This is a genomic window from Rathayibacter tritici (genome assembly GCF_001641005.1).
Lineage (GTDB): Bacteria > Actinomycetota > Actinomycetes > Actinomycetales > Microbacteriaceae > Rathayibacter > Rathayibacter tritici.
In genome coordinates this window covers 1548898-1574460 of the sequence record NZ_CP015515.1, presented here as the reverse complement: position 1 = coordinate 1574460, position 25563 = coordinate 1548898, and the positions used below count along the sequence as shown (strand labels likewise).

Below are 25563 nucleotides of genomic sequence, written 5' to 3'. Positions count from 1 at the left end.
GGGTCGAGGAGCACCAGGCCCACGTCGGGCGTGCGACGTCCTCGACTTGACATGGGTCCTCGTAATGCCCACCGACGGACGACGCCTTTCCTGGCGCCGCCCGCCTCCGGGTCGCAACGGATGGAGAGGTGCCGCCATGGCCACCAGAGCTACCAAGACCGCAACGCTCGACGCCGTCGACGACGACGCGACGACGACCACGAAGAAGCCCGCGGCGCGCAAGCCCGCGGCGAAGACCACGGCGGCCAAGAACGCCGCCGCCAAGACCACGCGCTCGCGCGCCACCACCAAGGCGGCTGCACCGGCGGAGACCGACGAGGAGCCGACAGGCCCCACCGAGCCCGACGAGGCCGAGGTCGCGGAGGACGAGGAGACCGAGGTCGTCGTCGAGGACACCGAGACCGAGGCCAAAGACGACACGGAGACGCCCGAGGCTCCGGCCGCCGTTGCGACCGCTCCGGTCGAGCCGCTCCCCAGCGGTGCACTCGTCCTCTCGTTCGGCGGCGAGGACGACGAAGTCCCCGTCTACTCGACCGCGATCACCGGCGCCACCGCCGATCCGGTCAAGGACTATCTCAAGCAGATCGGCAAGGTCGCGCTCCTCAACGCGGCCGAGGAGGTCGAGCTCGCGATGCGCATCGAGGCCGGCCTGTTCGCCGAGGACAAGCTCGCCAACTCCAGCGAGCTCAGCCCGGAGCTCGTCCGCGAGCTGCGCTGGGTGGCCAAGGATGGGCAGCGCGCGAAGAGTCACCTGCTTGGAGCGAACCTCCGACTCGTCGTCAGCCTTGCGAAGCGCTACACGGGTCGCGGCATGCAGTTCCTCGACCTGATCCAGGAGGGGAACCTCGGTCTGATCCGTGCCGTCGAAAAGTTCGACTACACCAAGGGCTTCAAGTTCTCGACCTACGCGACCTGGTGGATCCGCCAGGCGATCACCCGAGCGATGGCCGATCAGGCGCGCACCATCCGCATCCCGGTGCACATGGTCGAGGTCATCAACAAGCTCGCCCGCGTGCAGCGCCAGATGCTGCAGGACCTGGGTCGCGAGCCCACGCCCGAGGAGCTCTCGCGCGAGCTCGACATGACCCCCGAGAAGGTCATCGAGGTGCAGAAGTACGGCCGCGAGCCGATCTCGCTGCACACTCCTCTGGGCGAGGACGGCGACAGCGAGTTCGGCGACCTCATCGAGGACACCGAGGCGGTCGTCCCGGCCGACGCGGTCGGCTTCACCATGCTGCAGAAGCAGCTGGAGTCGCTGCTCGACTCGCTCTCGGAGCGCGAGGCCGGCGTGATCCGCATGCGCTTCGGTCTCGGCGACGGCATGCCGAAGACGCTCGACCAGATCGGCGATACCTTCGGTGTGACGCGCGAGCGCATCCGGCAGATCGAATCCAAGACGATGGCCAAGCTCCGCCACCCGTCCCGCTCGCAGTCGCTCCGCGACTACCTCGAGTAGGCCGGTGATCCGCTATGCGCCGGCGGTCCTCCTCGGGAGGGCCGCTCGGTTCGCTGCGCGGCTCCGCAAGCCCGGCGGAGGGTCCGCCGTGCCCGGGCTCGTCGTGAACCGGGTCGCGCCCGGGTTTCTGCCCGCCGCGCTCGACGGCTTCCCCGACGGCCTCGTCGTCGTGACTGGATCCGCGGGCAAATCGACCACCACCAAGATGCTGGTCGCCGTCCTCCGCGCGCACGGTCTCCGCGTGTTCACCAATCCCTCCACGGCCAACATCGCGCAGGGCCTCACCTCCGCTCTGCTCGAACGCGCCGACCTGCGCGGGCGGATCGATGCGGACATCGCCGTCCTCGAGATGGACGAGGGGCACGGTGCCCGGCTCGCGCCCCGGATGCGCCCCCGGGTCGTGCTGCTGACGAACGTCGTCGTCGACCAGATCGACCGCTTCTTCGATCCGGCGATGGTCGCCCGCATGCTCGGCACGATCGCGTCCCGAGCCACCGGTCCCGTCGTGCTCAATGCCGACGACCGCCACATCGCCGATGTCGCGACCTCGCTCCCAGACGATCGGGTTCGCTGGTACGGGGTCTCCGACGCGGTGCGCGCATCTGCTGCGGGCGGTCTGGGCTACGCCTCGGAGTCGGACGGCGGCGCCGATCGCGCCACCACCATCGTCGACAGCACTCAGGGAGCGGCCGCGCGGATCGTCAGTGACGGCGATCCGCTCGAGGTGCGCCTGCCCGCCCGGGGAGTGCACTACGCGGTCGACGCCGCAGCCGCCGTCTCGACGGCCCGTGCCGTCCTGGCCGAGCGCTTCGACGCGACGCTGACCGCATCCGCGCTGTCCGCCATCGACCCCGTCTTCGGGCGCGGCGAGATCGTCACTGTGCGCGGACACGAGGTCGAGTTCGTGCTCGTGCAGAACCCGGCCAGCTACCGTCTGAACATCACCGAGATCCCCGAGGGGACCGAGCAGATCATGCTCGCTATCGGCTCCGACGTGCGCGACCCCTCCTACTTCTGGCCCGTCGACACTTCGGTGCTCGGACGCGTGCGGATCGTCTCGGGGTCGAAGGCGCAGGAGGCGGCGCTGCACCTGCGTTACGACGGAGTCGTCATCGACGAGGTCGACGACGACCTCGGCCGCGCGCTCGACACCTTCCTCGCACTGCCGACCCCCGTCTCCGGCCGGAAGACCATCATTTTCTCGGCCGACTCCATGCGCCGCACGCGCGCGCACCTGCAACTCGTCACCAACCGCGAGGAGACCGCGTGACCACCCTCCGCATCGCCGTGCTCGCCCCCGATGTCTTGGACAGCAACGGCGACGCAGCGAACGCCCGGGTCCTCGCGGCCCGCGCACGCTGGTCGGGGGTCGCGGCCGACGTCGTACCCCTGGCCGTCGCCGCGGATGCGGAGGTGCGCCCGGACGTGCTGGTCGCCGGCACCGGCGCCGACGAGGACCTGGCCGCTGTGCTCGCACTCCTGCGAGAAGTGGCTCCGACGCTGCGCTCGTGGGTCGAGCAGGGTACGCAGGTCCTCGCCGTGGGCGCCGGTTGGGACATGCTGGCGGGGTCGATCAGCACTCCGCATGGCGAGGTCGAGGGCATCGGCCTTTTTCCCGGCGCGTCGATCGCGGGGGAGCGGGTGACCGACGACCTCCTGGTCGAGAGCTCCTCTGGCGTCCTGGTGGGCTTCGAGAACCACGAGCGCCGGATGACCGGCATCGCTCCCGCGGACGCGTTGGGCCGGGTGCTGCACGGCACCGGGGACGGAGTCGGTTATGAGGGCTACTCCGCGGGTGGCTTGCTCGGCACACACCTGCACGGCCCTGTTCTGGCAAAGAACCCGGTACTCGCCGATACGATCCTGCGCCGCGCGCTCGGCGACTCCTACTCCGCGTCCGACGCGCGCATCCGCACGGTCGATGACACGGCACGAGCCGCCCGCGATGTGATCGCGAAGCGGCTCGGTGTCGGTCGGTAGCGGTGTCGGTCAGTACGGCATGGACACGCCGTCCGAGCCGGTCGGGAACCAGCTAGGGGCGCTGCTCCTCGAAAAGCCGGGCGGACTCGTCGTGCCAGCTCTGGGCGATGCCGGAGAGCTTCTCCTGATACTTCTTGCCGTGGTGTGCGCAGAACAGCAGTTCTCCGTTGTTCACGACCACTCGGATGTACGCCTGCGCACCGCAGCTGTCGCAGCGGTCGGCGGCGGAGAGCTGGTGGGCGCTGGCGAGTTCGTCCACGCCGTTCTGGGTTGCTGTGGTCGACATGACTTGGCCTCCTGCACTCGGTCTTCGATCTCTGCTTAGTGGAACCCATCCAAGCACGCGATTGTTTCCGCACGGAGTCGATCGGGCGGCATTTCGCTCTGCGCGTAGGGGCACTCGTCCGGCGGACATCGGGCGCACGCGGTGCGTCGCGCCACCGCGGTCGAATCCGCTCACGAAAGTAGACTGAGCGGATGGCCTCTACCGACTACAACGCCCGGCATCTCTCCGTCCTCGAGGGTCTCGAAGCGGTCCGGAAGCGGCCCGGCATGTACATCGGCTCGACCGATTCGCGCGGCCTCATGCACTGCCTGTGGGAGGTCATCGACAACTCCGTCGACGAGGCCTTGGCCGGGCACGGCACCGAGATCAGCGTGCTGCTGCACGCGGATGGCAGCGTCGAGGTACGCGACCGTGCGCGGGGCATCCCCGTCGACATCGAGCCCAAGACCGGACTCTCCGGCGTGGAGGTCGTCTTCACGAAGCTGCATGCCGGTGGCAAATTCGGCTCCGGCTCGTACGCCGCGTCCGGCGGTCTCCACGGGGTCGGCGCCTCGGTGGTCAACGCGCTCTCGGAGCGCCTGGATGTCGAGGTCGACCGCAATGGCCGTACCTACCGGATGTCGTTCCACCGCGGCGAGCCGGGCCGCTTCGCCGATACGGGCGAGCCCACTCCCGACGCCCCGTTCATGCCGTTCGAGAACGGATCGGAGCTGGCGGTGGTCGGGAAGGTCGCCAAGGGCGTCACCGGCACCCGCGTGCGCTATTGGGCCGACCGCCAGATTTTCACGAAGGGCGCGTCGTTCCAGACGGATGACCTGGTGACCCGCGCTCGGCAGACCGCGTTCCTGGTCCCGGGGCTCACGATCGACATCGTCGACGACCGGGCGGAGGAGCGCCGCGCCGAGATGTTCCGCTACGACGGCGGCATCTCGGAGTTCGTCGAGTTCCTGGCTCCCGATGCGCCCGTGACCGATGTGCTGCGTCTGACCGGCTCGGGAACCTTCACGGAAACGGTGCCGGTGCTCACTCCCGGCGGCGCGATGGTGCCCACCGAGGTGGAGCGCACCTGCGAGGTCGACATCGCGCTGCGCTGGGGGACCGGCTACGAGACGGTGATGCGCAGCTTCGTCAACATCATCTCGACGCCCAAGGGCGGGACGCACCAGACCGGCTTCGAGCAGGGCCTGCTGAAGCTGCTCCGCTCGCAGGTGGAGGCGAATGCGCGGCGCCTGAAGGTCGGCTCGGACAAGCTCGAGAAGGACGACGTGCTTGCGGGACTCAGCGCCGTACTGACCGTGCGCCTCCCCGAGCCACAGTTCGAGGGCCAGACCAAAGAAGTGCTCGGTACGCCCGCGGTCCGCGCGATCGTCGCCTCGACCATCGGCTCGACTCTGGGCGCCGTCTTTTCCTCCACCCGCCGCGAGGACAAGGCGCAGACCGCGCAATTGCTCGAGAAGGTCGTCGCCGAAATGAAGTCGCGGATCTCGGCCCGCGCGCATAAGGAGACTCAGCGCCGCAAGAACGCGCTGGAGTCGTCCTCGCTGCCGGCGAAGCTCGTGGACTGCCGCAGCAACGACGTCGAGAACAGCGAGCTCTTCATCGTCGAGGGCGACTCCGCGCTCGGCACGGCGAAGCTCGCCCGTCACAGCGAGTACCAGGCGCTGCTGCCGATCCGCGGGAAGATCCTCAATACGCAGAAGGCGAGCATCGCCGACATGCTCTCGAACGCCGAGTGCGCGTCGATGATCCAGGTGATCGGCGCCGGCTCCGGCCGCTCCTTCGATCTGTCCGCTGCGCGCTACGGGAAGATCATCCTGATGAGCGACGCCGATGTGGACGGTGCCCACATTCGCACGCTGCTGCTGACGCTCTTCTTCCGCTACATGCGGCCCCTGGTCGAGGCGGGGCGCGTGTTCGCGGCCGTGCCTCCGCTGCACCGCCTAGTCGTGCTGAACGCGGGCAAGAAGCCGAACGAGACGATCTACACCTACTCCGAGAAGGAGCTGCAGAGCGTTCTCGCCACCCTCGGCAAAGCGGGTCGCCGCTACCAAGACCCGATCCAGCGCTACAAGGGCCTCGGCGAGATGGACGCTGACCAGCTTGCGACGACGACGATGGACCGCGCCCGACGAACACTGCGCCGGGTGCGGGTCGCCGACGCCGAGAACGCCGGGCGGGTCTTCGAGCTGCTGATGGGCAACGACGTCGCACCGCGCAAGGAGTTCATTGTCCGCGGCTCGGAGTCGCTCTCGCGGGACCGCATCGACGTCTGACGTGCGGGCGTCCCGGCGTCAGAACAGCTCGGGCGCCGCTCCCAGGGTGGCGATCGGGGCCGCGAGGGCGACTCCGGAGCCGTCGCGCTTCATCCCGGAGTCCGGGAGAGCGGCAGCCGAGCCGTCGGCCTCGAGGGCGTGTGCGGGACCGGGACCGACCCAGGCGACTCCGAGGGCCGTCTCGCCCTTGAGGAAGCGGTGAGCGCGCACTCCGCCGGTGGCTCGGCCCTTTGCGGGGAACTCGGAGAATGACGACACCTTCGCGCTGCCGGTGTCGGTCCCCGAGAGCGCCCAGCTGTCGACGGCGACTGTCGCGACGACCGCCCCGTCCCTGTCTTCGGCAGCGACGACGGCGAAGTGCACGACGTCGTCGGTCTCGGCGAGCTTCACTCCGACCATGCCCGCGGCGGTGCGCCCCTGGGGGCGAACAGCGGACGCGGAGAAACGCAGGAGCTGCGCCTCGCCGGTCACAAAGACGAGCTCGTCCTCCTCGGCCGAGGCGGCCGCTCCAACGACGGCGTCCTTGGGCTTCAGCGCGATGAGCTCGATGTCCGGGCGGTTCGGCAGCTCGCCCGGCGCGACGCGCTTGACCACGCCCTGCAGGGTGCCGAGGGCGATCGGCCGCTCGTCGTCGAGTGCAACGAGAGCGAGCACCCGCTCGTCCTTGGCGAGATGCGGGAGGTAATCGCTCATGCGTACCCCGGCGCCGAGCTGCACGGAGGAGGAGGGGACGGCCGGCACGTCGACGGGGGAGAAGCGCAACAGCCGCCCTGCGCTGGTGACGGCCCCGATCTCGGCACGGGTGGTCGTGTCGAGGACGCTCAGCACCGCGTCGTGCTTCGAGCGGCGGGTGGCGCGCTCGGGGTGCGGCGCCGCGTCGGGGTCGCGGTCGATGCGCACCATGCGGCCGGTGGTGCTGAGGAGTACCCGGCAGGGGACATCGGCGATCTCAAGGACGGCCGCGGCCTTGCGCCCGGTGGTGGCGACGGAGGGGCGCGCCTCGGTCAGCAGGGTCCGCCGGGGGGTGCCCAGGCGCTGGGCGACGTCGTCGAGCTCGTCCGAGACCAGCTCGTCGATCCGCGAGCGACTGGCGAGCAGGGCCTCCAGCTCGGCGATCTCGGCGAGCAGAGTGTCGCGCTCGGTCTCGAGCTCGATGCGCGAGAACTTCGTGAGCCGGCGCAGCTGGAGTTCGAGGATGTAGTCGGCCTGCAGAGTGCTGAGGTCGAACACCTCGATCAGCCAGGCGCGGGCCGACGCCGTGTCGTCGCTGCTACGGATGAGGTGGATCACCTCGTCAATGTCCAGAATCGCGAGGAGAAGCCCCTCGACGAGGTGCAGCCGCTCCTGGCGCTTGCGCAGGCGGTAGCGGGATCGGCGGGTGACGACCTGCACACGGTGGCCGATGTAGACCTGCAGCAGCTCCTTGAGACCGAGAGTGCGCGGTCCGCCGTCGACCAGTGCGACAGTGTTGATCGAGAACGCGTCCTCGAGCGGGGTGTAGCGATACAGCTGTTCCAGGACGGCCTCGGGGCTGAATCCGGTCTTGATGCCGATCACCAGGCGGAGGCCGTTGTCGCGATCCGTGAGGTCGGTGACGTCCGAAATGCCGCTGAGCTTCTTGTTCTGCACCCCGTCCTTGATCTTGTCGATCACCTTCTCGGCGCCGACGAGGTAGGGCAGCTCGGTGACGACGAGGCCGGACTTGCGCGCGGTGATGCTCTCGACCGAGACGCGGGCGCGGGTCTTGAAGCTGCCCCGGCCGGTCGCATAGGCATCGCGCACACCCGCGAGGCCGACGATCGTTCCACCGCTGGGGAAATCGGGACCGGGGACGAACGACATCAGGTCGTCGAGGGAGGCGTCCGGGTGCGCGATAAGGTGCCGCGCCGCTCCGATCACCTCGACGAGATTGTGCGGTGCCATATTCGTCGCCATGCCGACGGCGATGCCGCTCGCGCCGTTGACCAGCAGGTTCGGGAACGCGGACGGGAGGACCTCGGGCTGGTCGTGCGAGTTGTCGTAGTTGGGTACGAAGTCGACGACGTCCTCGCCGAGGTGCTCGGTCATCGCCGTGGCGGCCGGAGCGAGACGGGCCTCGGTGTAGCGCGCCGCGGCCGGCCCGTCGTCGAGGGAACCGAAGTTGCCATGACCATCGACGAGCGCCACCCGCATGGTGAACGGCTGCGCGAGTCGCACCAGGGAGTCGTAGATCGAGGCGTCTCCGTGCGGGTGCAGTTTTCCCATCACCTCGCCGACCACGCGGGCCGACTTCACGTGCCCGTGGTCGGGTCGCAGACCCATCTCGCTCATCATGTAGAGAATGCGGCGCTGCACGGGCTTCAAACCGTCCCGGGCGTCGGGGAGCGCGCGCGAGTAGATGACCGAGTAGGCGTATTCGAGGAAGGATCCCTCCATCTCGGCCGAGACGTCGACGTCCTCGATGCGTTCGGTGAGCGAGGATCCGGAGGAGGGGGCTGCAGCGTTCATGACTCACTTCGGTGGCGGACGCGGGACGGCGGCGGGGGAGTGCACCGCCAATCGGTTCCCGACGAGCGGAGCGGAAGCAGCGCCTCGCGGACGGGACCGGCCTTCCCGTGCACGCAGGCGATCCGTTGCACCGGCCCGGCGGGAGCGGCGGTGCTGTGCGAAACTGGGCGCAATGCCCCACATGCTACCGCCAGCCCCCGACGGGCGGCGGAGCCTCGCCGACGTCCTGCCGGGAGCCTTCGACGCGCTCCTGGGTCGCCCCGGCCTCTTCGGATCTCCGCGAGTCGAGCGCATCGTGGTGGTCCTGGTCGACGGCCTCGGGGCCGCGAACCTTCGCCAGCGCTCGGGCCACTCGCGCATCCTCGCCCCCGCGCTGAACCGCGGCACCACCCTCGTCTCCGGATTCCCGACGACCACGGCGGTCGCCCTCGCGAGCCTCACCACGGGCCTGCGCCCGGGCGGGCACGGGATGGTCGGTTACCGCGTGCTCGACCGCGCCTCCGACCGCCTGGTGAACCAACTCTCCGGCTGGGACGAGCGGATGGTGCCCGAGCAGTGGCAGACGCAGCCCACGGTCTTCGAGCAGGCCTCGGCCGCCGGTATCCGAGCGGGAGTGATCGGCCCCGCGCGATACGCGTACTCGGGTCTCACCCGCGCGATCCTCCGTGGCGCCGACTACCACTCCGCAGGCGGCGTCGCCGAGCGCTTCACGGCGGCACGCGCCCTGTTGGACGAGGGCGGACGACAGCTGGTGTACCTCTACGTCCCCGAACTCGACCAGGCGGCGCACGCGCGGGGCTGGGAATCGCCGGAGTGGACCCGCGCCCTCGAGCTGCTAGACGGCGAGGTCGGCGGCGCAGTCCGGGGGCTCTCGGCTCGGGAGGGGCTGCTGGTCACCGCCGACCACGGGATCGTGGACGTTCCCGCCTCCTCGCACGTGCTGATCGAGCGCAGCCCGCTGCTCGAGGGCGTCCGGCACCTCGGCGGAGAGCCGCGCTGCCTCCAGCTGCACCTCGAGGCGGGCGTACCGGCCGAGGAGGTGGCGCGGCGCTGGGTCGAAGCGGAGGGATCGCGCGCCTGGATCGCGACACGCGAGGAGGTCGTGGCGAGCGGCTGGTTCGGTGAGGTCTCGCCGACAGCGGCCGACCGGATGGGCGACGTGTTCGTCGCAGCGCGGAAGACCGTCGCCTACTACGCGGCGGACGACTCCTCCGGTCGCTCGATGCTCGGGCAGCACGGCTCCCTCACGCCGGAGGAGACACAGGTGCCGCTCCTGCGCTTCGGCGCGCTGGCCTGAGCGGATCCGGGCGCCCGTGAGCGCCGGTCAGTCGTCCGTGCGGGCTCCGAAGACGATCTCGTCCCAGCTCGGCATCGCGGCGCGGCCCCGGCGCATGCTCCCGCGCACGCCCGACGGCTGCTCGGGGGCCGCAGGAGCGGCACGCGGTGGCTCCGGCGCCTTCTCGACCACAGGAGCCTCGACCTCGGGCTCCGGCTCCTCGCGGACACGAAGGTTCGATGCGTGATCGCGCTCGCCGCGACGTCGCCGCAGGGCGTCGAGCAGGTCGGCGGTGTCAGTGAGATTGCGCTCGCGCTGCTCCGTGGTGCTGGTGATGGGACGGGGCAGTGTCGAGATCGGGCGCGGGGCCTCGGCGAGGGCCGGCTGCGGCTCCGTGTCGGAGGGACGCACGGCGGCGGGACGCGCGTGCGGCATCGCAGCCGGCCGGCCGGCCGTCGGGTGATCGGACCGGGCGGGTCGGGTCGGTGCCTCGGCCGAGTCCGGGTCGAAGCGCGTCGCGAGCTCATCGACGGCGGCGGGGATGACGGCACGCAGACGGGGGATCAGCGTCGGACGGATCTCGCCCTGCTGGGACAGCGTGATGGCCTCGGACGTCAGTGGGGAGAGCAGCGCCTTCCGCGGGTCAAAACGCCAGCGGGCGTCGTGATCGATCTCGTCCGAGCGGAAGAGGAGCTTGACGACCCAGCCGTCCTCCTCCTTCCAGCTGGACCACTGCTCGCCCTCGGCCCCGAGGGCGACGAGCCGGTCGCGAATCACGTCGCCGAACGGCGTCCCCTCCTCGAGCGGATCGGGGTCGGTGCTCGTGTAGACGCGGACCGCGAGTGCGGAGGCGACGATGTGCTCGCGCTCGGCGGTGACCGGACCCTCGAAGCGCTGCACATAATCCAGGTCGGCGCCGGTGAGATCGGCGACCTCCTCCGCCGAAAGCCCAGAGCGGATATGCGCCTGGATCTCGCGGGGAGAGACACGCTTCTCACGAGGAGGGAGAGAGTGGACGCGCGGACGCAGCTGGCTCTGCAACGTCTCGTCGATGCGGACCGAGAAGCGCTCGCCGCCTTCGGACACGAGCACGAGCGATCCGCCCTCGACGCCGATCACCTTCAGTTCCATCATCGCGGGGACCCTCCTTGTGGACGCGGACCGGGCAAGGATGCCACGCGCCCGGGCCGTTGACCGGGAATACCCCGGGCGGGTCGAAAGTTGGTGCGGAAGGAGGCGGGGCGAGCGGGTGTCAAGAGCCGTCCGCGGTGGTTTGCGAATCGATGCGTCGTGATGCACACTGACCCCGCCGATTTGTTGAACAGCAGAAATAAGAAGTGGATGGGAATGGCTACGGACTACGACGCCCCCCGCAAGACCGATGACGACTCCGAGTCGATCGAGGCCCTGAAGGAGCGAGTCCCCGACAAGATGTCCGGAGTCGTCGACGTCGATGACGCCGACAACCCGGGCGGATTCGAACTGCCCGGTGCCGATCTGTCCGACCTCGATCTGGACGTCGTGGTGCTTCCGCCCCAGGCGGACGAGTTCACGTGCGTGAGCTGCTTCCTGGTGAAGCACCGCTCGCAGATCGATCACGAGGAGAAGCTGGGGCCGATCTGCCTGGAGTGCGCCGCCTAAACGCCGCCAGGCTCCGAAGGACGACCGCTCCGTCGCCGTGATCCCCGGATCGCGGCGACGATGTCGTTCGGGCGGCGACTGGAGATCAGCCAGTACGGCGTCGGGTCGGCCGGATCCTCGATCGGGACCCGAACCACGTCCTTCACCCAGCCGCGGATGACCAGGTACGCCCGCGCGTCCAGCCGGGGCCCCCGCTCGGCGAAGGCCTGATCTCCGGTGTGCGCGGACGGCTCGCCCAGCAGATCGAGCGAGATGTGCGCGCGACCGGCGCGCAGCTCCCCCTCCGCTACCTCGACCACCGGAGACAGGGCGAGGAGCGAGAGCACGCAACCTGCGTACAGCACGATCGCGACGATCACCCCAACCTGGAGGTCGATGGGCGCGAAAACCAGAATGCTGGCGGGGAGGACGAGGGCGGTGGCGACGAAGAGCCAGGGCGCGGGCCATAGCCTCTCTCGGTAAGACGGCATGACCCTATTGCACCAGACGATGTGGTCTACCCTCGTCACGTGCTTGCAACCGTCGACGTCCCCATCACCGCGGAGCGGCTCCCCCTCTACGCCCGACCGGGTGATGCCGGCGCCGACCTGCAGTCCACCCAGGACGTGCTGCTCGCTCCCGGTGAGCGCGCGTCCGTCGGCACCGGAGTGGCCCTCGCGCTGCCCGAGGGGCACGTCGGCTTCGTCGTCCCCCGCAGCGGGCTCGCCTTCAGGCACGGCATCACCGTCGTCAACGCCCCCGGCACGATCGACGCGGGCTATCGCGGCGAGATCCGGGTGGCGCTGCTGAACACCGACAGTCGCGAGAGCTACCGCATCACGGCAGGCGACCGGATCGCGCAACTCGTGATCGTCCCCGTCGTGCGGGCGCGATTCACAGCCGTCGAGGAGCTTCCCGAGTCGGTGCGCGGAACGGGCGGCTTCGGATCCACCGGGTACGCCGCCGCAACCCAGGAGACCAGAATCCACGAGGAGAGCGCATGAGCGACATCCAGCCCACGGCCGGCGAGGCCGCCGAGCCCGTTCAGCAGGACTTCGAGAAGTCCGCCCCGGAGGACCGCGCCGAGGCCGGTCCGCTCGACGAGCGCGAGGCCAATCCGGTTCGCCCCTACATCGACCTCGGCGGGGTGAAGGTTCTCCCGCGCGAGGGCATGCACATCCGCCTCGAGGTCGAGGAGAACACCAAGCGAGTCATTGCCGTCGGCCTCGACTACGCAGGCTCGACGCTGCAGGTGCAGCCCTTCTCCGCGCCGCGCTCCTCGGGCCTCTGGCACGAGATCCGCGGCCAGATCGCCGAGCAGATCGGCCGCCAGGGCGGCTCGACCACCGAGCGCGAGGGAGTCTTCGGCCCCGAGCTCGTCGCCGAGCTGCCGGTCGCCGGCGGTCAGACCCGCGTCGCGCGGTTCGTCGGAGTCGACGGCCCGCGCTGGTTCCTCCGCGGCGTGATCGCCGGTGCGGGTGCCGTCGACGAGCAGGCCGCGGCCTCGGTCGAGGAGCTCTTCCGCAGCATCGTCGTGGTGCGCGGCAGCGGCCCGATGCCTCCGCGTGACCTCATCCCGCTGAAGGTGCCGACCGGCGGCCAGACCCAGCAGAGCGCGAGCTGAGCGGCATGGACCCGGCGCGGCCCGAGGACCCGACCGGAGGCGAGGATGCGGCCCGGCCCGAGGTGGGCGACGCGATCGCGCAGGCGGCCCGCCGCTCCGGCCTGGGCGCCGTAGCGGACGGCGAGCCGTTCGACGGGCGCGCGTTGCTGCGCACGATGGGCGGCGTGCGGGGGATCCTCGAGGCCGTCGTGCCCGGCATCGCCTTCGTGCTGCTCTACACGATCACTGCCGAGCTCGTCCTCTCGCTGGTCGCCTCCGTCGGTCTGGCCGTGGCGTTCACCGTGGCGAGGGTCCTCGGTCGCACGCCGGTCATCCAAGCGGTCGGCGGGCTGCTCGGCGTCGTGGTGTCCGCGGCCCTCGCTCTGTTCACGGGGCGTGCCGTCGACAACTTCGTGCCGGGCCTGGTGACGAACCTGGTCTACGGCCTGGTCTTCCTGCTCTCGGTGCTGGTGCGCTGGCCGCTGATCGGAGTGGCCGCCGGCTACCTGATGGGCGACGGAACCGCCTGGCGCGGCGACCGGCGCAAGCGCCGCCTCTTCGGCGCGCTGACTCTCGCCTGGGCCGGACTCTTCCTCCTGCGCCTGGCCGTGCAGTACCCGCTGTACCTCGCTCAGGACACCACGGCGCTGGGCACGTGGAAGCTCGTCCTGGGTCTGCCCCTGTACGCGCCGTTGCTGGTGCTCACCGTGCTCGCCGTTCGCGCGGAGTACCGCGGGGCCGCCGAGCGCGCCGATGCGGGCGATGCTCCGGATCGTGCGTAGAATTGTCTCGACGTCGAGATAAATAGCGCTCGCCTCCCCGCATCGTCGCGGGGAGGACGACCGGGAGTTGCGACGTTGTGGAGTTAGGTCCTCCTTGGTGGCAGGTCGCTGTGCGCGGTCGTCAAGATGAGGGCGGAGAGCGGCGCCGCCCGTCGGCGGACGCTGCAGTCAGCGAAGGAGAGGGCGACGTGTCCGCGGTAGATAGCTTGGGATCCAAAGACACCCTGACGGTCGGCTCGACCGACTACGAGGTGTTCCGCATCGACCGGGTCCCCGGTCACGAGAAGCTTCCGTTCAGCCTCAAGGTGCTGCTCGAGAACCTCCTGCGCACCGAGGACGGTGCGAATATCACCGCCGAGCACATTCGCGCCCTCGGCGAGTGGGTCCCGGAGTCGGAGCCCGACACCGAGATTCAATTCACCCCCGCCCGGGTGGTCATGCAGGACTTCACCGGTGTGCCGTGCATCGTCGACCTCGCCACGATGCGCGAGGCCGTTGCGGCCCTCGGCGGCGATGCGAACCGGATCAATCCGCTCGCTCCTGCCGAGATGGTCATCGACCACTCTGTCATCGCCGACCTCTTCGGCACCGAGGACGCACTGGAGCGCAACGTCGAGCTCGAGTACGAGCGCAACGGTGAGCGGTACCAGTTCCTCCGCTGGGGCCAGACCGCCTTCGACGACTTCAAGGTCGTCCCGCCGGGGACCGGCATCGTCCACCAGGTCAACATCGAATACCTGGCCCGCGTCACGATGACGCGCGAGGTCGGCGGCGTCGTGCGCGCCTACCCCGACACCTGCGTCGGCACCGACTCGCACACCACGATGGTCAACGGCCTGGGCGTGCTCGGCTGGGGTGTCGGCGGCATCGAGGCCGAGGCCGCGATGCTCGGCCAGCCGGTGTCGATGCTGATCCCGAAGGTCGTCGGCTTCAAGCTCGCCGGCGCTATCCCGACCGGTGTGACCGCGACGGACGTCGTGCTCACCATCACGCAGATGCTGCGCAAGCACGGCGTGGTCGGCAAGTTCGTCGAGTTCTACGGAGCCGGCGTCGCCGCGGTGCCGCTCGCGAACCGCGCGACCATCGGCAACATGAGCCCCGAATTCGGCTCGACCGCTGCCATGTTCCCCATCGACGACGTCACCCTCGATTACCTGCGCCTCACCGGCCGCAGTGACGAGCAGATCGCGCTCGTCGAGCAGTACTCCAAGCTGCAGAAGCTCTGGCACGACCCCGCGGTCGAGCCCGTGTTCAGCGAGTACCTCGAGCTCGACCTCAGCACCGTCGTCCCCTCGATCGCGGGCCCGAAGCGCCCGCAGGACAGGATCGAGCTCTCCTCCGCGAAGACGCAGTTCGAGTCGGACCTCAACAACTACGCGGACGTCTCGCACGACATCGTCGACTTGACGATCGCCGAATCGTTCCCCGCCTCCGACCCGGGCGAGCTCCAGCCGCAGGACGCCCACAGCAGCCACGAGCACACCCACCGCTCGCACGCGCCGTCCACTGCCTCCAAGCCGACCACGGTCGAGCTCGGCGAGGGCGAAAGCTTCACGATCGACCACGGTGCCGTAGCGATCGCGGCGATCACCTCGTGCACCAACACCTCGAACCCCTCGGTGATGCTCGCCGCCGGCCTGCTGGCGCGCAACGCCGCGCAAAGGGGCTTGAAAGCCAAGCCGTGGGTCAAGACCACGCTGGCCCCCGGCTCCAAAGTCGTCACCGACTACTACGAGAAGGCTGGTTTGACGCAGTCGCTCGAGGCGCTCGGGTTCTACACCGTCGGCTACGGCTGCACGACCTGTATCGGCAACTCCGGGCCGCTACTCGAGGAGATCTCCACCGCGGTCCAGGACAACGACCTCGCCGTGACCGCGGTGCTCTCCGGTAACCGCAACTTCGAGGGCCGGATCAACCCCGACGTCAAGATGAACTACCTTGCGAGCCCGCCGCTCGTGATCGCCTACGCACTCGCAGGCTCGATGAACTTCGACTTCGAGGTCGATGCGCTGGGGACCGACTCCGACGGCAACGACGTGTTCCTCAAGGACATCTGGCCCGACACGGCCGAGGTCCAGGCGACGATCGACTCCTCGATCGATAAGTCGATGTTCGACACCCAGTACGCGGGCGTGTTCGACGGCGACGAGCGCTGGCGGGCGCTGCAGACCCCCGAGGGCTCGATCTTCGAGTGGGACGAGTCGTCGACCTACGTGCGCAAGCCCCCGTACTTCGACGGCATGACGATGGAGACGACTCCGGTCACCGACATCGCCGGTGCTCGCGTGCTCGCCAAGCTCGGCGACTCCGTCACCACCGACCACATCAGCCCCGCCGGCTCGATCAAGGCCGACAGCCCCGCTGGCCGCTACCTCGACGATCACGGCATCGACCGGAAGGACTACAACTCCTACGGCTCGCGCCGCGGCAACCACGAGGTGATGATCCGCGGGACCTTCGCGAACATCCGCCTGCGCAACCAGCTGCTCGACGGCGTGGAGGGCGGCTACACCCGCGACTTCACGAAGGCCGACGCGCCGCAGTCCTTCATCTACGACGCCTCCGAGAACTACCAGGCCGAGGGAACCCCGCTCGTGATCCTGGGCGGCAAGGAGTACGGCTCCGGTTCGTCGCGCGACTGGGCGGCCAAGGGCACGAGCCTGCTGGGCGTCAAGGCGGTCATCGTCGAAAGTTTCGAGCGGATCCACCGCTCCAATCTCATCGGCATGGGCGTTGTCCCGTTGCAGTTCCCCGTGGGTGAGAGCTGGGAGTCGCTGGGCCTGGACGGCACCGAGTCGATCAGTATCACGGGCATCGAGACGTTGAACCAGGGCGTCACCCCCAAGACGGTGCGCGTGGTCGCCGAGCCGACCGAGCACTCGGCCGAGGGCAAGCAGACCGTCGAATTCGACGCGGTCGTCCGCATCGACACTCCCGGCGAGGCCGACTACTACCGCAACGGCGGCATTCTGCAGTATGTGCTGCGCTCGCTCGTCTAAATCGGCTCCCGGATGTGTGCGCCTCCCCTAAGGGGGAGGCGCACCCGCGTTCCGGGGAGCCCGTGCGTAGACTCGGGAAACGTCCCACCCCACGATCCCCCCCGGAAGGCGGCGCGCATGGCTGTTCTCGAGACCATCGGCGGTCCGCGCGATCTTGATCGCCTGACCGCAGCAGAGCTCGAGACGCTGGCGCAGGAGATCCGCGACTTCCTGGTGCGCGAGGTCTCGAAGACCGGCGGACACCTCGGTCCCAATCTCGGCGTCGTCGAGACCACCATCGCCATCCACCGGGTCTTCGACTCGCCCCACGACGCCATCGTCTTCGACACCGGCCACCAGTCCTACGTGCACAAGCTGCTGACCGGGCGCCAGGACTTCTCCAAGCTCCGCCAGCGGGGCGGCCTCGCCGGGTACCCGCAGCGGAGGGAGTCGCCGCACGACATCGTCGAGAGCTCGCACGCCTCCAGCTCGCTGTCCTGGGCCGACGGCATCTCGCGCGCCTTCACCATGACCGGCCAGACCGACCGCCATGTCGTCGCGGTGGTCGGCGACGGGGCCCTGACCGGCGGCATGACCTGGGAGGCGCTGAACAACATCAGCGACGACAACTCCCGCGGCCTCGTCATCGTGGTCAACGACAACGGCCGCTCCTACGCGCCGACCATCGGTGGCATGGCCCGCTTCCTCAACGGCGTCCGCACCCGGCCGACCTACCGCACGATGCACCGCGGCTCCCGCGCCGTCTCGGAGCGGCTGGGCGGTCCCGCCGCGGCCATGTACCGCGGGATGCGCGGCGGCCTGCACGGATTCCTCAGCCGCTTCATCAACAACGAGGCGCTCTACTCCAACCTCGATATCAAGTACCTGGGCCCCATCGACGGTCATGATCTGACCGCGATGGAAGAGGCTCTCCAGCAGGCGAAGGACTACGGCCAGCCGGTGATCGTGCATGCGATCACGCAGAAGGGCAAGGGTTTCGGTCCGGCCGTGCACGACCTCGCGGACCAGTTCCACGCGGTCGGCCAGATCGACCCCGAGACTGGTGAGCCGCTCAGCGCGGCCGGGGCCCGCTCGTGGACGTCCGTGTTCGCCGAGGAGATCGTCGCCCTCGCGGACGAGGACCCGACCATCGTCGGTATCACGGCCGCCATGCTGCGCCCGGTGGGTCTTGACCGTCTCGCCGAAAAGTACCCGGAGCGCGTGTTCGATGTGGGGATCGCGGAGCAGCACGCCGTCACCTCGGCCGCGGGACTAGCCTACGGTGGCCTGCATCCCGTGGTCGCCCTCTACGCGACCTTCGTGAACCGCGCCTTCGACCAAGTGCTGATGGATGTCGCGCTGCACCGGGCGGGTGTCACCTTCGTCCTCGACCGCGCCGGAGTGACGGGGCCGGACGGACCGAGCCACCACGGCATGTGGGACCTCGCAATTCTGCAGGTCGTGCCGAACATCCGCCTGGCCGCGCCACGCGACTCCGTGCGCCTGCGCGAGGAGTTGCGCGAGGCCGTCGGGATCACCGACGCGCCGACCGTCGTGCGCTTCTCCAAGGGGAGCGTCGGCGACGAGATCGATGCGGTCGAGCGCCTCGACGACGGGGTCGATGTGCTTGCGCGTGCCGAGCGGAGGGACGTGCTGCTTGTCACGGTCGGGCCGATGGCCGCGATGGGCCTCGAGGTGGCTCAGCGGCTCGCGGCGCAGGGCATCGGTGCGACGGTCGTCGACCCGCGCTGGGTCGTGCCCGTGCCCGCCAGCATCATCGAGCTCGCCCGGGAGCACCGCATCGTCGTGTCGATCGAGGACGGCGTGCGCGTCGGCGGCATCGGCACCCGGATCCGCCAGGACCTGCGCCAGGCGGGGGTGGACACCGCAGTGACCGAGCTCGGACTCCCGGACCAGTTCCTCGACCACGCGAAGCGCGAGGAGATCCTCGAGGACGTGGGCCTCACTCCGCAGAACATCGCCCGCGACGTGGTCGCGCAGGTGCTGGGCAGCAAGATCCCGGTCGCCCGTCCTCTGCCGGACGAGGTCGCTGCTCGGGACGACGCCCGCAGCGACTGACGAGGTGACTGCTTGCGGGCGCCTCTTGGACCACCGTGCCGTTTGCAGGAGACGGTGCGATTCGCAGGAGACGGTGCGATTCGCAGGGCTCCTGCGTCGGATTGGTGATTCTGCCGCCAAAGGTAGTCGCGAATGGTTCGATTTCCTGCGAATCGGACCATCCCCTGCAGATCGAACGGAGGGATGAGGAGGTTGGAGGAGCGGACAGGCGTTGGAGGAGCGCCCGAGGAGCGGACAGGCGTTGGACGGGCGCCCGAGGAGCGGAGGGGCGTCGGAGGTTCCGACGCCCCTGCGGGTCAGGCGACGCCGCGGATGGCGGGGTGGTGGAAGGTGTCTCCGAAGGCGCGCTCGCTGGCGCCGACTCGGTCGAGGTAGGGCGTGAGTCCACCCATCTGGAACGGGTAGCCGGCTCCGAGGATCACGCAGAGGTCAACGTCCTCGGCGGCGTGCACGACGTCGTCGTCCAGCATCCGCTTCACCTCGTCCGCGAGACCCGTCTCGACGCGCAGCCGCAGCTGCTCCGCCGTCATCGGCTCCGTGCCGCCCGCCACGATCGCGACCGCGCGCTTGTCGACGCCCTTCACCCGGCCCTTCGCATCGCGCTCGAAGACATGGCCGAGTTCGGCGAGACGGTGCAGGTTGGCACTCTCGAAGAAGCGGTCGGGGAACGCGGCGTGGTGCGTGTCGAGAACGTGTGCGCCGACCTTGAGACCGACCAGCTCGAGCAGCTCGAACGGCGTCATCGGCACACCGAACGGAACGAGTGACTGCTCGACCACCTCGAACGGGGTGCCGGTGTCGACGGCGTGCATCGCCTCACCCAGGATCTTCGCCAGCACGCGGTTCACCACGAAGCCCGGGGTGTCGCGAGTGATCACGGCATTCTTCTTCAGCTTCGCGGCGGTCACCATCGCGGTCGAGAGGGTCTCGTCGTCGGTGTGCGGGGTGCGGACCACCTCGATCAACGGCATCACCGCGACCGGATTGAAGAAGTGGAAGCCGACGAGTCGCTCCGGGTGCTGCAGCCGCTCGCCGATTCGCTCGACGGAGAGCGAGGAGGTGTTGGTCGCGAGGACCGCCGTCGGCGAGACGTAGCGCTCGATGTCGGCGAACACCTCCTGCTTCACCGACAGCTCCTCGAAGACGGCCTCGATCACCCAGTCGGCGTCGGCGAAGTCGGAGCGATCGGTCGTGCCGGTGATCAGCGCGCGCAGGCGGTTGGCGTCGTCGGGGGAGACCCGGCCCTTCGCCAGCAGGGCGTCGATCTCGGCGCGGATGCCCGCGACCCCCTTGTCGACCCGCTCCTGATCGAGGTCGGTGATAACCACCGGCACCTGGAGGCGACGCAGGAAGAGCAGGGCGAACTGCGAGGCCATGAGACCCGCGCCGACCACTCCAACCTTCGTGACGGGCTTCGCGAGCGCCCTATCGGGCGCACCGGCCGGACGCTTCGCCCGCTTCTGCACCAGGTCGAACGCGTAGATGCTCGCGCGGAACTGATCTCCCGAGATCAGGTCGGCCAGCGCCTCATCCTCGGCAGCGAACCCCTCCTCGCGCGTGGTGTTCTTCGCCGCCTTCAGCAGCTCCAACGCGCGGTACGGCGAGGCGGCGACGGTGCCGATGCGCGACTCCAGCTGCCGGCGCGCGATCGAGATCGCGACATCCCACTTGACCAGGCGCTCCAGCTTGCCGGGCGCGTTCGGCCGCTCCACCGTCACGGAGCCTCCTATCACGCCGTCGGCCCAGCGGAGGGAGTCCTCGAGGAAGGTGGCCGGGGGGAAGATCGCGTCCGCGATGCCGAGATCGAACACCTCCTGGCCCTTGAGGGTGCGGTTGTTCTTCAGCGGGTTCTCGACGACGACCTTCAGAGCGTTCTCGATCCCGATCAGGTTCGGCAGCAGCCAGGCGCCGCCCCAGCCCGGGATGATGCCGAGGAAGACCTCGGGAAGACCGAGCGCGGGGATGGAGGAGTCGACAGTGCGGTAGTCCGCGTTCAGGCCGATCTCGGTGCCGCCGCCGAGCGCGAGTCCGTTGATGAAGGCGAAGGACGGCACTCCCAGCTCGGCAAGCATCCCGAGCGTGCGGTGGCCCAGGCGCGCGAGCTGGCGGCCGAGCTCGCGGCTGGGTATCGTCCCGACCTTACTGAGGTCGGCTCCCGCGGCGAGGATGAACGGCTTGCCGGTGACACCGACCGCCTGGATCTCGCCGCGCGAGGCACGCTCCTTCTGCGCGACCAGCACGTCCGCCAGCTCGAAGAGCGACGCCGGGCCGAAGGTGTTGGGGCGGGTGTGGTCACGATCGTTGTCGAGCGTGATCAGGGCGAGCGTGCGGCCGCTGGGCAGCGGCACGTCACGGACGTAGGAGTGGGTGACGACCTCGCCCTCGGCGAGGTCCACGAGGTTCTCGAATCCGTCGAGCATGGGTCAGCGTCCCTTCCGTCGTCCGCGCTTGCCGTCGAAGTGCGGGTTCTCCCAGATCACCGTGCCGCCCTGGCCAAGGCCCACGCAGAGCGCGGTCAGGCCGTAGCGCACCTCGGGGTGCGCCTCGAACTGCCGGGCGAGCTGGATCATCAGCCGCACGCCGGAGGAGGCGAGCGGATGGCCGACCGCGATCGCTCCGCCGTACTCGTTGACCCGCGGGTCGTCGTCATCGAGGCCGAAGTGGTCGAGGAAGGAGAGCACCTGCACGGCGAATGCCTCGTTGAGCTCGAACAGCCCGATGTCCTCGACACTCAGGCCCGCCTTGCGGAGTGCCTTTTCGGTCGACGGAACGGGTCCGATGCCCATGATCTCCGGCTCGACTCCCGCGTAGGCGAAGCTCACCATCCGCATCTTCGTGGACAGACCCAGCTCCTTCGCCGCCTCCGCGCTCGCCAGAAGCGACACGGTCGCGCCGTCGTTGAGTCCGGAGGAGTTGCCCGCGGTGACGCGGCCGTGCGGGCGGAAGGGGGTGCGGAGTCCCGCGAGCCCCTCCAGGGTCGTCTCGGGGCGCGGCGCTTCGTCGGCCGTCGCGAGGCCCCAGCCGGAGGCGCTGCGCGTCGCGACCGGCACCAGGTCGGGCTGGATGCTGCCGGCGGAGTACGCGGCGGCGAGCTTCTGCTGACTGCGCAGGGCGTAGCGGTCGGCGCGCTCCTTCGTCAAATGCGGGAACCGGTCGTGGATCCGCTCGGCCGTGCGGCCCATAGTGAGTGCGTCCTCGCCGACCAGGCGCTCCGAGAGGAAACGCGGGTTCGGATCGGCGCCGGAGCCCATCGGATGCCGGCCCATGTGCTCCACCCCGCCCGCCAAGACGACGTCGTAGGCGCCGAACGCGATGCCGCCAGCGGTGGCCGTGACCGAGGTCATCGCTCCGGCACACATGCGGTCGATGGCGAAGCCGGGCACCGACGTCGGCAGTCCGGCGAGCAGCGCCGCCGTTCGACCGAGGGTCAGACCCTGGTCGCCCTGCTGGGTGGTGGCGGCAATCGCCACCTCGTCGACCCGTTCTTTCGGCAGCGCACCGTTGCGCTCCAGCAGCCCGATCATCGCCTTGACGACGAGGTCGTCGGCTCGGGTCTGCCAGTACATGCCCTTCTCGCCGGCACGCCCGAACGGAGTACGGACTCCATCCACGAACACGACTTCGGATCTCTCGGCCACAATGCCTCCCAGGAACTCACGGTCGCCGTCGATCGTAGGAACCGGCACCGCGCAGCCGGAATCCTTTGCCGCTTCCTACGAAGGGGTTTCGGTGCCGTCGGTCGGCGCTTGGGCCGCTTCGACAAACGCAGTCGCGATCGAGCCCGACGTCGCCTCGACCTGCCAGGCACGGGCGCCGGCGCGGCTCAGCTCGGCGGCGACCGTCTCCGCGGTCAGCGGCTCCGGCGGGTTCCAGGCCACCCGGCGCAGCAACTCCGGAGTAAGCAGATTCTCGACCGGCAGCGAGAGCAGCTCGGCGATCTCGGTGACGACAGCGCGTCCCGCCTTCAGGCGCGCGTCGGCGGCAGGGTTGCGGTCGCCCCAGGCACGGGGCGGGGGGAGCGTGTCGGCCGCCGGGCGAGTCACGCTCGGCAGGTCCTCCGTCGTCGTCGCGCGCTCAATAGCGGCCCACCAGCGCTCAACCTCGCCGCGGCTGGCGCGGCCGGTGAAGTCGCGGCGGCCGGAGAGCTGGCCGATGCTGGTCGGGATGTTGCGGGCGACGGCGATGATCGAGGCATCGGGGATCAGACGTCCGGGGGCGATGTCGCGTTCGCGCGCGAAAGCGTCACGGGCCAGCCAGAGCTCCCGCGCCACGGCGAGGGGACGCGGCCCACGGAGAGAGTGCATGCCGGAGAGGCGGCGCCACGGGTCCGGCGGGACGACCTTGGGAGCTCGGGCGAGGGTCGCCTCGAACTCCTCGCGGGCGATGCGCGTTTTGCGCGCGGCAGTGAGCATCTCCTGCATGCGGTCGCGCAGATCGACGAGCAGCTCGACGTCCTGTGCTGCATATACGAGCCAGCTCTGCGGGAGGGGGCGAGTCGACCAATCCGCGGCCGAATGCTCCTTCGCGAGGTGGATGCCGAGCAGGTCCTCGACGACGGCGCCCAGGCCGACCCTGGCCAGACCGAGGAGCCGGGCGGCGAGCTCGGTGTCGAAGATCCGCACCGGGTCAAGGCCCACCTCGCGCAGACAGGCGAGGTCCTGGCTGGCGGCGTGCAGCACCCACTCCTCCTGCCCGATGACCGCCTGCAGGGCGTCCATCCGCCCGATGGCTGGGGGATCGAAGAGGAAGGCGCCGGCGCCGCGCCGATAGACCTGGATCAGGTAGGCGCGCTGCGAGTAGGTGAAGCCGGAGGCACGCTCGGCGTCGACAGCGACGGGGCCCTCGCCTGCGGCGAGAGCGTCGACCGCGGCGAGGAACTCGTCGGGCGTGGTGAGGACACGATATTCAGTCACGGTTGTTCCGTCGGAAGGCGAGCGAGGTCACACCGTCGCTCGATACGGGCGGGAGACCCGCGAGCATGCACAACAGTTCCCCCCACCCTTCCACGTGTGCGGCGAGGTGCGCATCATCCGGACTCCAGGAGGCGCGGATCTCGATCTGGGCACCGTCGCCCTGCGCGGCGAGTTCGCCGAAGCCGGTGGAGAGGACCTTGGTGGCTGTGCCGGACGCCGCGGAGTAGACGGCACCACGCGCCTCAAGCGCGTCGATGAGCCAGGACCAGGCGACCTCGGCGAGGAAGGGGTCGGTGCCGATCTCGACCTCGAGCGGCGCCTGGGCGAAGCACACGACGCGGAAAGGTCCGCCCCACTGCTCCGGCTCGTCGCGGTCGTAGAGCAGGATGAAGCGGCCGGTGCCCAAATCGGAGTCGCGGCCGTGCGCGGCCGGCGAGACGTCGCCCGAGAGGGCGAGCGCCCACGGAGCGAGGCCGGAGGGCGAGGCGATCTCGGACACGGTCAGCTCGGCGCGCGTCGCAGCAGCGCGGATCGAGTCCGTCGCGACCCGGAACTCCTCGGGGAGCTGGGACGACGCTGAGAACTCGGGCACGAGTGCAGAATAGGGTTCCGACGCGCCAGGGACGCGGAGGCACGCCGGACGCGGCCGGTCAGCTCGGCCGGTCAGCTCGCGCGACTCCAGCGGGTGTACACGGCCCCGCAGTCGTCGGCCGCCAGCAGAACGAGCGTGTAGGCGTCGTCCACCTCGGCCGCACCGGTCGCGACCGGCAGGCCGGGGAGGACGACGCGCGGCGACGTGGTGAGGCAGAGCTCGTCAACCCGGCCGGAGGCGAGGAACTGCCCGGAGAGGGAGGCGCCGCCCTCGCAGACCACACGGTGCAGTCCGCGCGCGGCGAGCGCGTCCAGCAGCGCGTCCACGCCGAGGCGGTCCGAGTCGGACGGGACTGCGACCACCTCGACTCCGACAGGGAGCCCTTCGATCGGGCCGCGCGACTCCGGGACCAGCAGGAGAACCCGAGAACCCTCCTCCAGTTCGAGGCGGTGCCCGACGAGATCGCCCGAGGCGGAGACCACGGCGAGCGGAACTCGCTTGGGCACTCGGTAGCCCTCGGCGCGGACACTCGCCGCTCCGACGAGGACCACGTCGGCCTGCTCGCGGATCACACCCAGGATCGTGCGGTCGACCCGATTGGTGAGGGTCTCGCTGGTGCCGTCGGCGCCGATGCTCGAGCCGGTGACGCTCGCGATCATGTTCAGCCGCACCCGCACCGTGTCGGCGGGGCGCCACGCGTCGACGACGGCCGCGCGCGCTCCCTCCTCGCCGAAAACGATCGGGGGTCCGGTGGGAACCAGCTGCCGGAGGATCATGCGGCCAGGTGCGCGCGAACCTGGCGCTTGGTGCGGCCGAGCAGCGCGGTCATCCCACGCAGGCGCAGCGGCGACACTGCCTCCGAGAGGCCGATGGTCTGCGGGAAGTCGTCCGGGACGGCGAGCACCTGCTCGGGGGTGAGCCCGGCGAGCCCCTGCGCCAGGATCGATGCGAAGCCGCGGGTCGTCGGCGCCTCGCGGGGAGCCGTCGCGTGCAAGTGCACGATGCCTCCTTCAACGTCGACGACGATGAACACGGGCGCCTGGCACTCCTCGACGCGCTCGAAGAGGTCGGGGTGGTCGCGGTAGCGCTCCGGCAGCTCGGGGAGTTCGTTCGAGAACTCGAGGAGCAGCTGCAGACGCTCCGGCTTCTCGAGGGCGAGGAACTCCTCGCGGATGGTGCGCAGAGCGTCGGGGAGCGTCGAGTCAGTCATCGGGTCCAGTGTCTCATCGGGATGCGGG

The 25563-nt window shown here is 69.7% G+C and carries 21 protein-coding genes; 11 read left to right on the top strand and 10 right to left on the bottom strand.

Annotated elements, in window-relative coordinates; genetic code table 11:
• Window positions 1-136: 136 nt before the first annotated feature.
• Genes A6122_RS07130 through A6122_RS16965 form a run of 3 tightly spaced genes read left to right on the top strand, consistent with a single transcriptional unit; the run spans window position 137 to window position 3436 of the window.
• On the top strand, window positions 137-1456 hold the full coding sequence (locus A6122_RS07130) for an RNA polymerase sigma factor (RefSeq protein ID WP_068253207.1): 1320 nt from the start codon (window positions 137-139) through the stop codon (window positions 1454-1456).
• Between the two features lie 4 nt (window positions 1457-1460).
• Window positions 1461-2726 carry a Mur ligase family protein gene (locus A6122_RS07125; RefSeq protein WP_084415873.1) on the top strand — a complete coding sequence of 422 codons (1266 nt, stop codon included), beginning with the start codon at window positions 1461-1463 and terminating at the stop codon, window positions 2724-2726.
• On the top strand, window positions 2723-3436 hold the full coding sequence (locus tag A6122_RS16965) for a type 1 glutamine amidotransferase (RefSeq protein ID WP_068253205.1): 714 nt from the start codon (window positions 2723-2725) through the stop codon (window positions 3434-3436). Before A6122_RS07125 ends, A6122_RS16965 begins: the two co-directional genes overlap by 4 nt.
• Before the next feature lie 52 nt (window positions 3437-3488).
• Here A6122_RS16965 and A6122_RS07115 read toward each other — a convergent pair whose 3' ends face one another.
• Window positions 3489-3722, bottom strand: a complete 234-nt coding sequence (locus A6122_RS07115; protein ID WP_068253202.1) for a DUF7455 domain-containing protein — start codon at window positions 3720-3722, stop codon at window positions 3489-3491.
• A gap of 191 nt (window positions 3723-3913) precedes the next feature.
• On the opposite strand from A6122_RS07115, the gene A6122_RS07110 reads away from it, so the two are divergent.
• Window positions 3914-5995, top strand: a complete 2082-nt coding sequence (locus A6122_RS07110) for a DNA gyrase/topoisomerase IV subunit B (protein ID WP_068253199.1) — start codon at window positions 3914-3916, stop codon at window positions 5993-5995.
• Between the two features lie 18 nt (window positions 5996-6013).
• Here A6122_RS07110 and A6122_RS07105 read toward each other — a convergent pair whose 3' ends face one another.
• Window positions 6014-8482, bottom strand: a complete 2469-nt coding sequence (locus tag A6122_RS07105) for a DNA gyrase/topoisomerase IV subunit A (RefSeq protein WP_068253196.1) — start codon at window positions 8480-8482, stop codon at window positions 6014-6016.
• Between the two features lie 172 nt (window positions 8483-8654).
• Here A6122_RS07105 and A6122_RS07100 point away from each other — a divergent pair, with 172 nt between their 5' ends.
• Window positions 8655-9779 (top strand): alkaline phosphatase family protein, encoded by a 1125-nt coding sequence (locus A6122_RS07100; RefSeq protein WP_237358254.1) that lies wholly within the window; start codon window positions 8655-8657, stop codon window positions 9777-9779.
• 27 nt (window positions 9780-9806) lie between these two features.
• Here A6122_RS07100 and sepH read toward each other — a convergent pair whose 3' ends face one another.
• Window positions 9807-10892 (bottom strand): septation protein SepH, encoded by a 1086-nt coding sequence (gene sepH / locus A6122_RS07095; protein WP_068253193.1) that lies wholly within the window; start codon window positions 10890-10892, stop codon window positions 9807-9809.
• A gap of 213 nt (window positions 10893-11105) precedes the next feature.
• On the opposite strand from sepH, the gene A6122_RS07090 reads away from it, so the two are divergent.
• Window positions 11106-11399, top strand: a complete 294-nt coding sequence (locus A6122_RS07090) for a DUF4193 domain-containing protein (RefSeq protein ID WP_055792269.1) — start codon at window positions 11106-11108, stop codon at window positions 11397-11399.
• Here the strand turns inward: A6122_RS07090 and A6122_RS07085 are convergent.
• Window positions 11396-11869 carry a DUF3093 domain-containing protein gene (locus tag A6122_RS07085; RefSeq protein WP_068253190.1) on the bottom strand — a complete coding sequence of 158 codons (474 nt, stop codon included), beginning with the start codon at window positions 11867-11869 and terminating at the stop codon, window positions 11396-11398. The genes A6122_RS07090 and A6122_RS07085 overlap by 4 nt on opposite strands.
• Window positions 11870-11908: 39 nt before the next feature.
• Here A6122_RS07085 and dut point away from each other — a divergent pair, with 39 nt between their 5' ends.
• From dut to dxs, 5 genes are all read left to right on the top strand, one after another.
• A complete protein-coding gene (gene dut, locus A6122_RS07080; RefSeq protein ID WP_068253187.1) occupies window positions 11909-12382 on the top strand; it encodes a dUTP diphosphatase in 474 nt (157 codons plus the stop codon).
• Window positions 12379-13002: a DUF3710 domain-containing protein gene (locus A6122_RS07075; protein WP_068253184.1), complete on the top strand. Its 624-nt coding sequence runs from the start codon at window positions 12379-12381 to the stop codon at window positions 13000-13002. Before dut ends, A6122_RS07075 begins: the two co-directional genes overlap by 4 nt.
• Window positions 13003-13007: 5 nt before the next feature.
• Window positions 13008-13763 (top strand): DUF3159 domain-containing protein, encoded by a 756-nt coding sequence (locus A6122_RS07070; protein WP_068253181.1) that lies wholly within the window; start codon window positions 13008-13010, stop codon window positions 13761-13763.
• A gap of 188 nt (window positions 13764-13951) precedes the next feature.
• Window positions 13952-16762, top strand: coding sequence for an aconitate hydratase AcnA (gene acnA / locus A6122_RS07065; RefSeq protein WP_068253178.1), 2811 nt, complete (start codon window positions 13952-13954; stop codon window positions 16760-16762).
• Between the two features lie 117 nt (window positions 16763-16879).
• On the top strand, window positions 16880-18820 hold the full coding sequence (gene dxs / locus A6122_RS07060) for a 1-deoxy-D-xylulose-5-phosphate synthase (RefSeq protein ID WP_068253176.1): 1941 nt from the start codon (window positions 16880-16882) through the stop codon (window positions 18818-18820).
• A 296-nt stretch (window positions 18821-19116) separates the two neighbouring features.
• Here dxs and A6122_RS07055 read toward each other — a convergent pair whose 3' ends face one another.
• The 6 genes from A6122_RS07055 to A6122_RS07030 all read right to left on the bottom strand — a co-directional run bounded on the left by A6122_RS07055 (window position 19117) and on the right by A6122_RS07030 (window position 25535).
• Window positions 19117-21240, bottom strand: coding sequence for a 3-hydroxyacyl-CoA dehydrogenase NAD-binding domain-containing protein (locus A6122_RS07055; protein WP_068253173.1), 2124 nt, complete (start codon window positions 21238-21240; stop codon window positions 19117-19119).
• 3 nt (window positions 21241-21243) lie between these two features.
• On the bottom strand, window positions 21244-22458 hold the full coding sequence (locus A6122_RS07050; protein ID WP_068257252.1) for a thiolase family protein: 1215 nt from the start codon (window positions 22456-22458) through the stop codon (window positions 21244-21246).
• A 75-nt stretch (window positions 22459-22533) separates the two neighbouring features.
• Window positions 22534-23733 carry a ribonuclease D gene (locus tag A6122_RS07045; protein ID WP_068253170.1) on the bottom strand — a complete coding sequence of 400 codons (1200 nt, stop codon included), beginning with the start codon at window positions 23731-23733 and terminating at the stop codon, window positions 22534-22536.
• Window positions 23726-24325, bottom strand: coding sequence for a DUF3000 domain-containing protein (locus A6122_RS07040; RefSeq protein WP_068253166.1), 600 nt, complete (start codon window positions 24323-24325; stop codon window positions 23726-23728). Before A6122_RS07040 ends, A6122_RS07045 begins: the two co-directional genes overlap by 8 nt.
• A 71-nt stretch (window positions 24326-24396) precedes the next feature.
• Complete coding sequence (locus A6122_RS07035) at window positions 24397-25101, bottom strand: dihydrofolate reductase family protein (RefSeq protein WP_068253163.1); 705 nt, start codon at window positions 25099-25101, stop codon at window positions 24397-24399.
• Window positions 25098-25535 (bottom strand): SufE family protein, encoded by a 438-nt coding sequence (locus A6122_RS07030; RefSeq protein ID WP_068253160.1) that lies wholly within the window; start codon window positions 25533-25535, stop codon window positions 25098-25100. The genes A6122_RS07035 and A6122_RS07030 overlap by 4 nt, the downstream gene beginning before the upstream one ends.
• Window positions 25536-25563 lie beyond the last annotated feature (28 nt).

What these genes read in the sequence shown, in the direction of transcription:
- A6122_RS07130 (WP_068253207.1), top strand. Translation starts at nt 137, where the DNA reads ATGGCCACCAGAGCTACCAAGACCGCAACGCTCGACGCCGTCGACGAC.
- A6122_RS07055 (WP_068253173.1), bottom strand. Translation starts at nt 21,240, where the DNA reads ATGCTCGACGGATTCGAGAACCTCGTGGACCTCGCCGAGGGCGAGGTC.
- dxs (WP_068253176.1), top strand. Translation starts at nt 16,880, where the DNA reads ATGGCTGTTCTCGAGACCATCGGCGGTCCGCGCGATCTTGATCGCCTG.
- A6122_RS07070 (WP_068253181.1), top strand. Translation starts at nt 13,008, where the DNA reads ATGGACCCGGCGCGGCCCGAGGACCCGACCGGAGGCGAGGATGCGGCC.
- A6122_RS07035 (WP_068253163.1), bottom strand. Translation starts at nt 25,101, where the DNA reads ATGATCCTCCGGCAGCTGGTTCCCACCGGACCCCCGATCGTTTTCGGC.
- A6122_RS07030 (WP_068253160.1), bottom strand. Translation starts at nt 25,535, where the DNA reads ATGACTGACTCGACGCTCCCCGACGCTCTGCGCACCATCCGCGAGGAG.
- A6122_RS07115 (WP_068253202.1), bottom strand. Translation starts at nt 3,722, where the DNA reads ATGTCGACCACAGCAACCCAGAACGGCGTGGACGAACTCGCCAGCGCC.
- A6122_RS07110 (WP_068253199.1), top strand. Translation starts at nt 3,914, where the DNA reads ATGGCCTCTACCGACTACAACGCCCGGCATCTCTCCGTCCTCGAGGGT.
- A6122_RS07090 (WP_055792269.1), top strand. Translation starts at nt 11,106, where the DNA reads ATGGCTACGGACTACGACGCCCCCCGCAAGACCGATGACGACTCCGAG.
- sepH (WP_068253193.1), bottom strand. Translation starts at nt 10,892, where the DNA reads ATGATGGAACTGAAGGTGATCGGCGTCGAGGGCGGATCGCTCGTGCTC.
- A6122_RS07105 (WP_068253196.1), bottom strand. Translation starts at nt 8,482, where the DNA reads ATGAACGCTGCAGCCCCCTCCTCCGGATCCTCGCTCACCGAACGCATC.
- A6122_RS07085 (WP_068253190.1), bottom strand. Translation starts at nt 11,869, where the DNA reads ATGCCGTCTTACCGAGAGAGGCTATGGCCCGCGCCCTGGCTCTTCGTC.
- A6122_RS07100 (WP_237358254.1), top strand. Translation starts at nt 8,655, where the DNA reads ATGCCCCACATGCTACCGCCAGCCCCCGACGGGCGGCGGAGCCTCGCC.
- A6122_RS07075 (WP_068253184.1), top strand. Translation starts at nt 12,379, where the DNA reads ATGAGCGACATCCAGCCCACGGCCGGCGAGGCCGCCGAGCCCGTTCAG.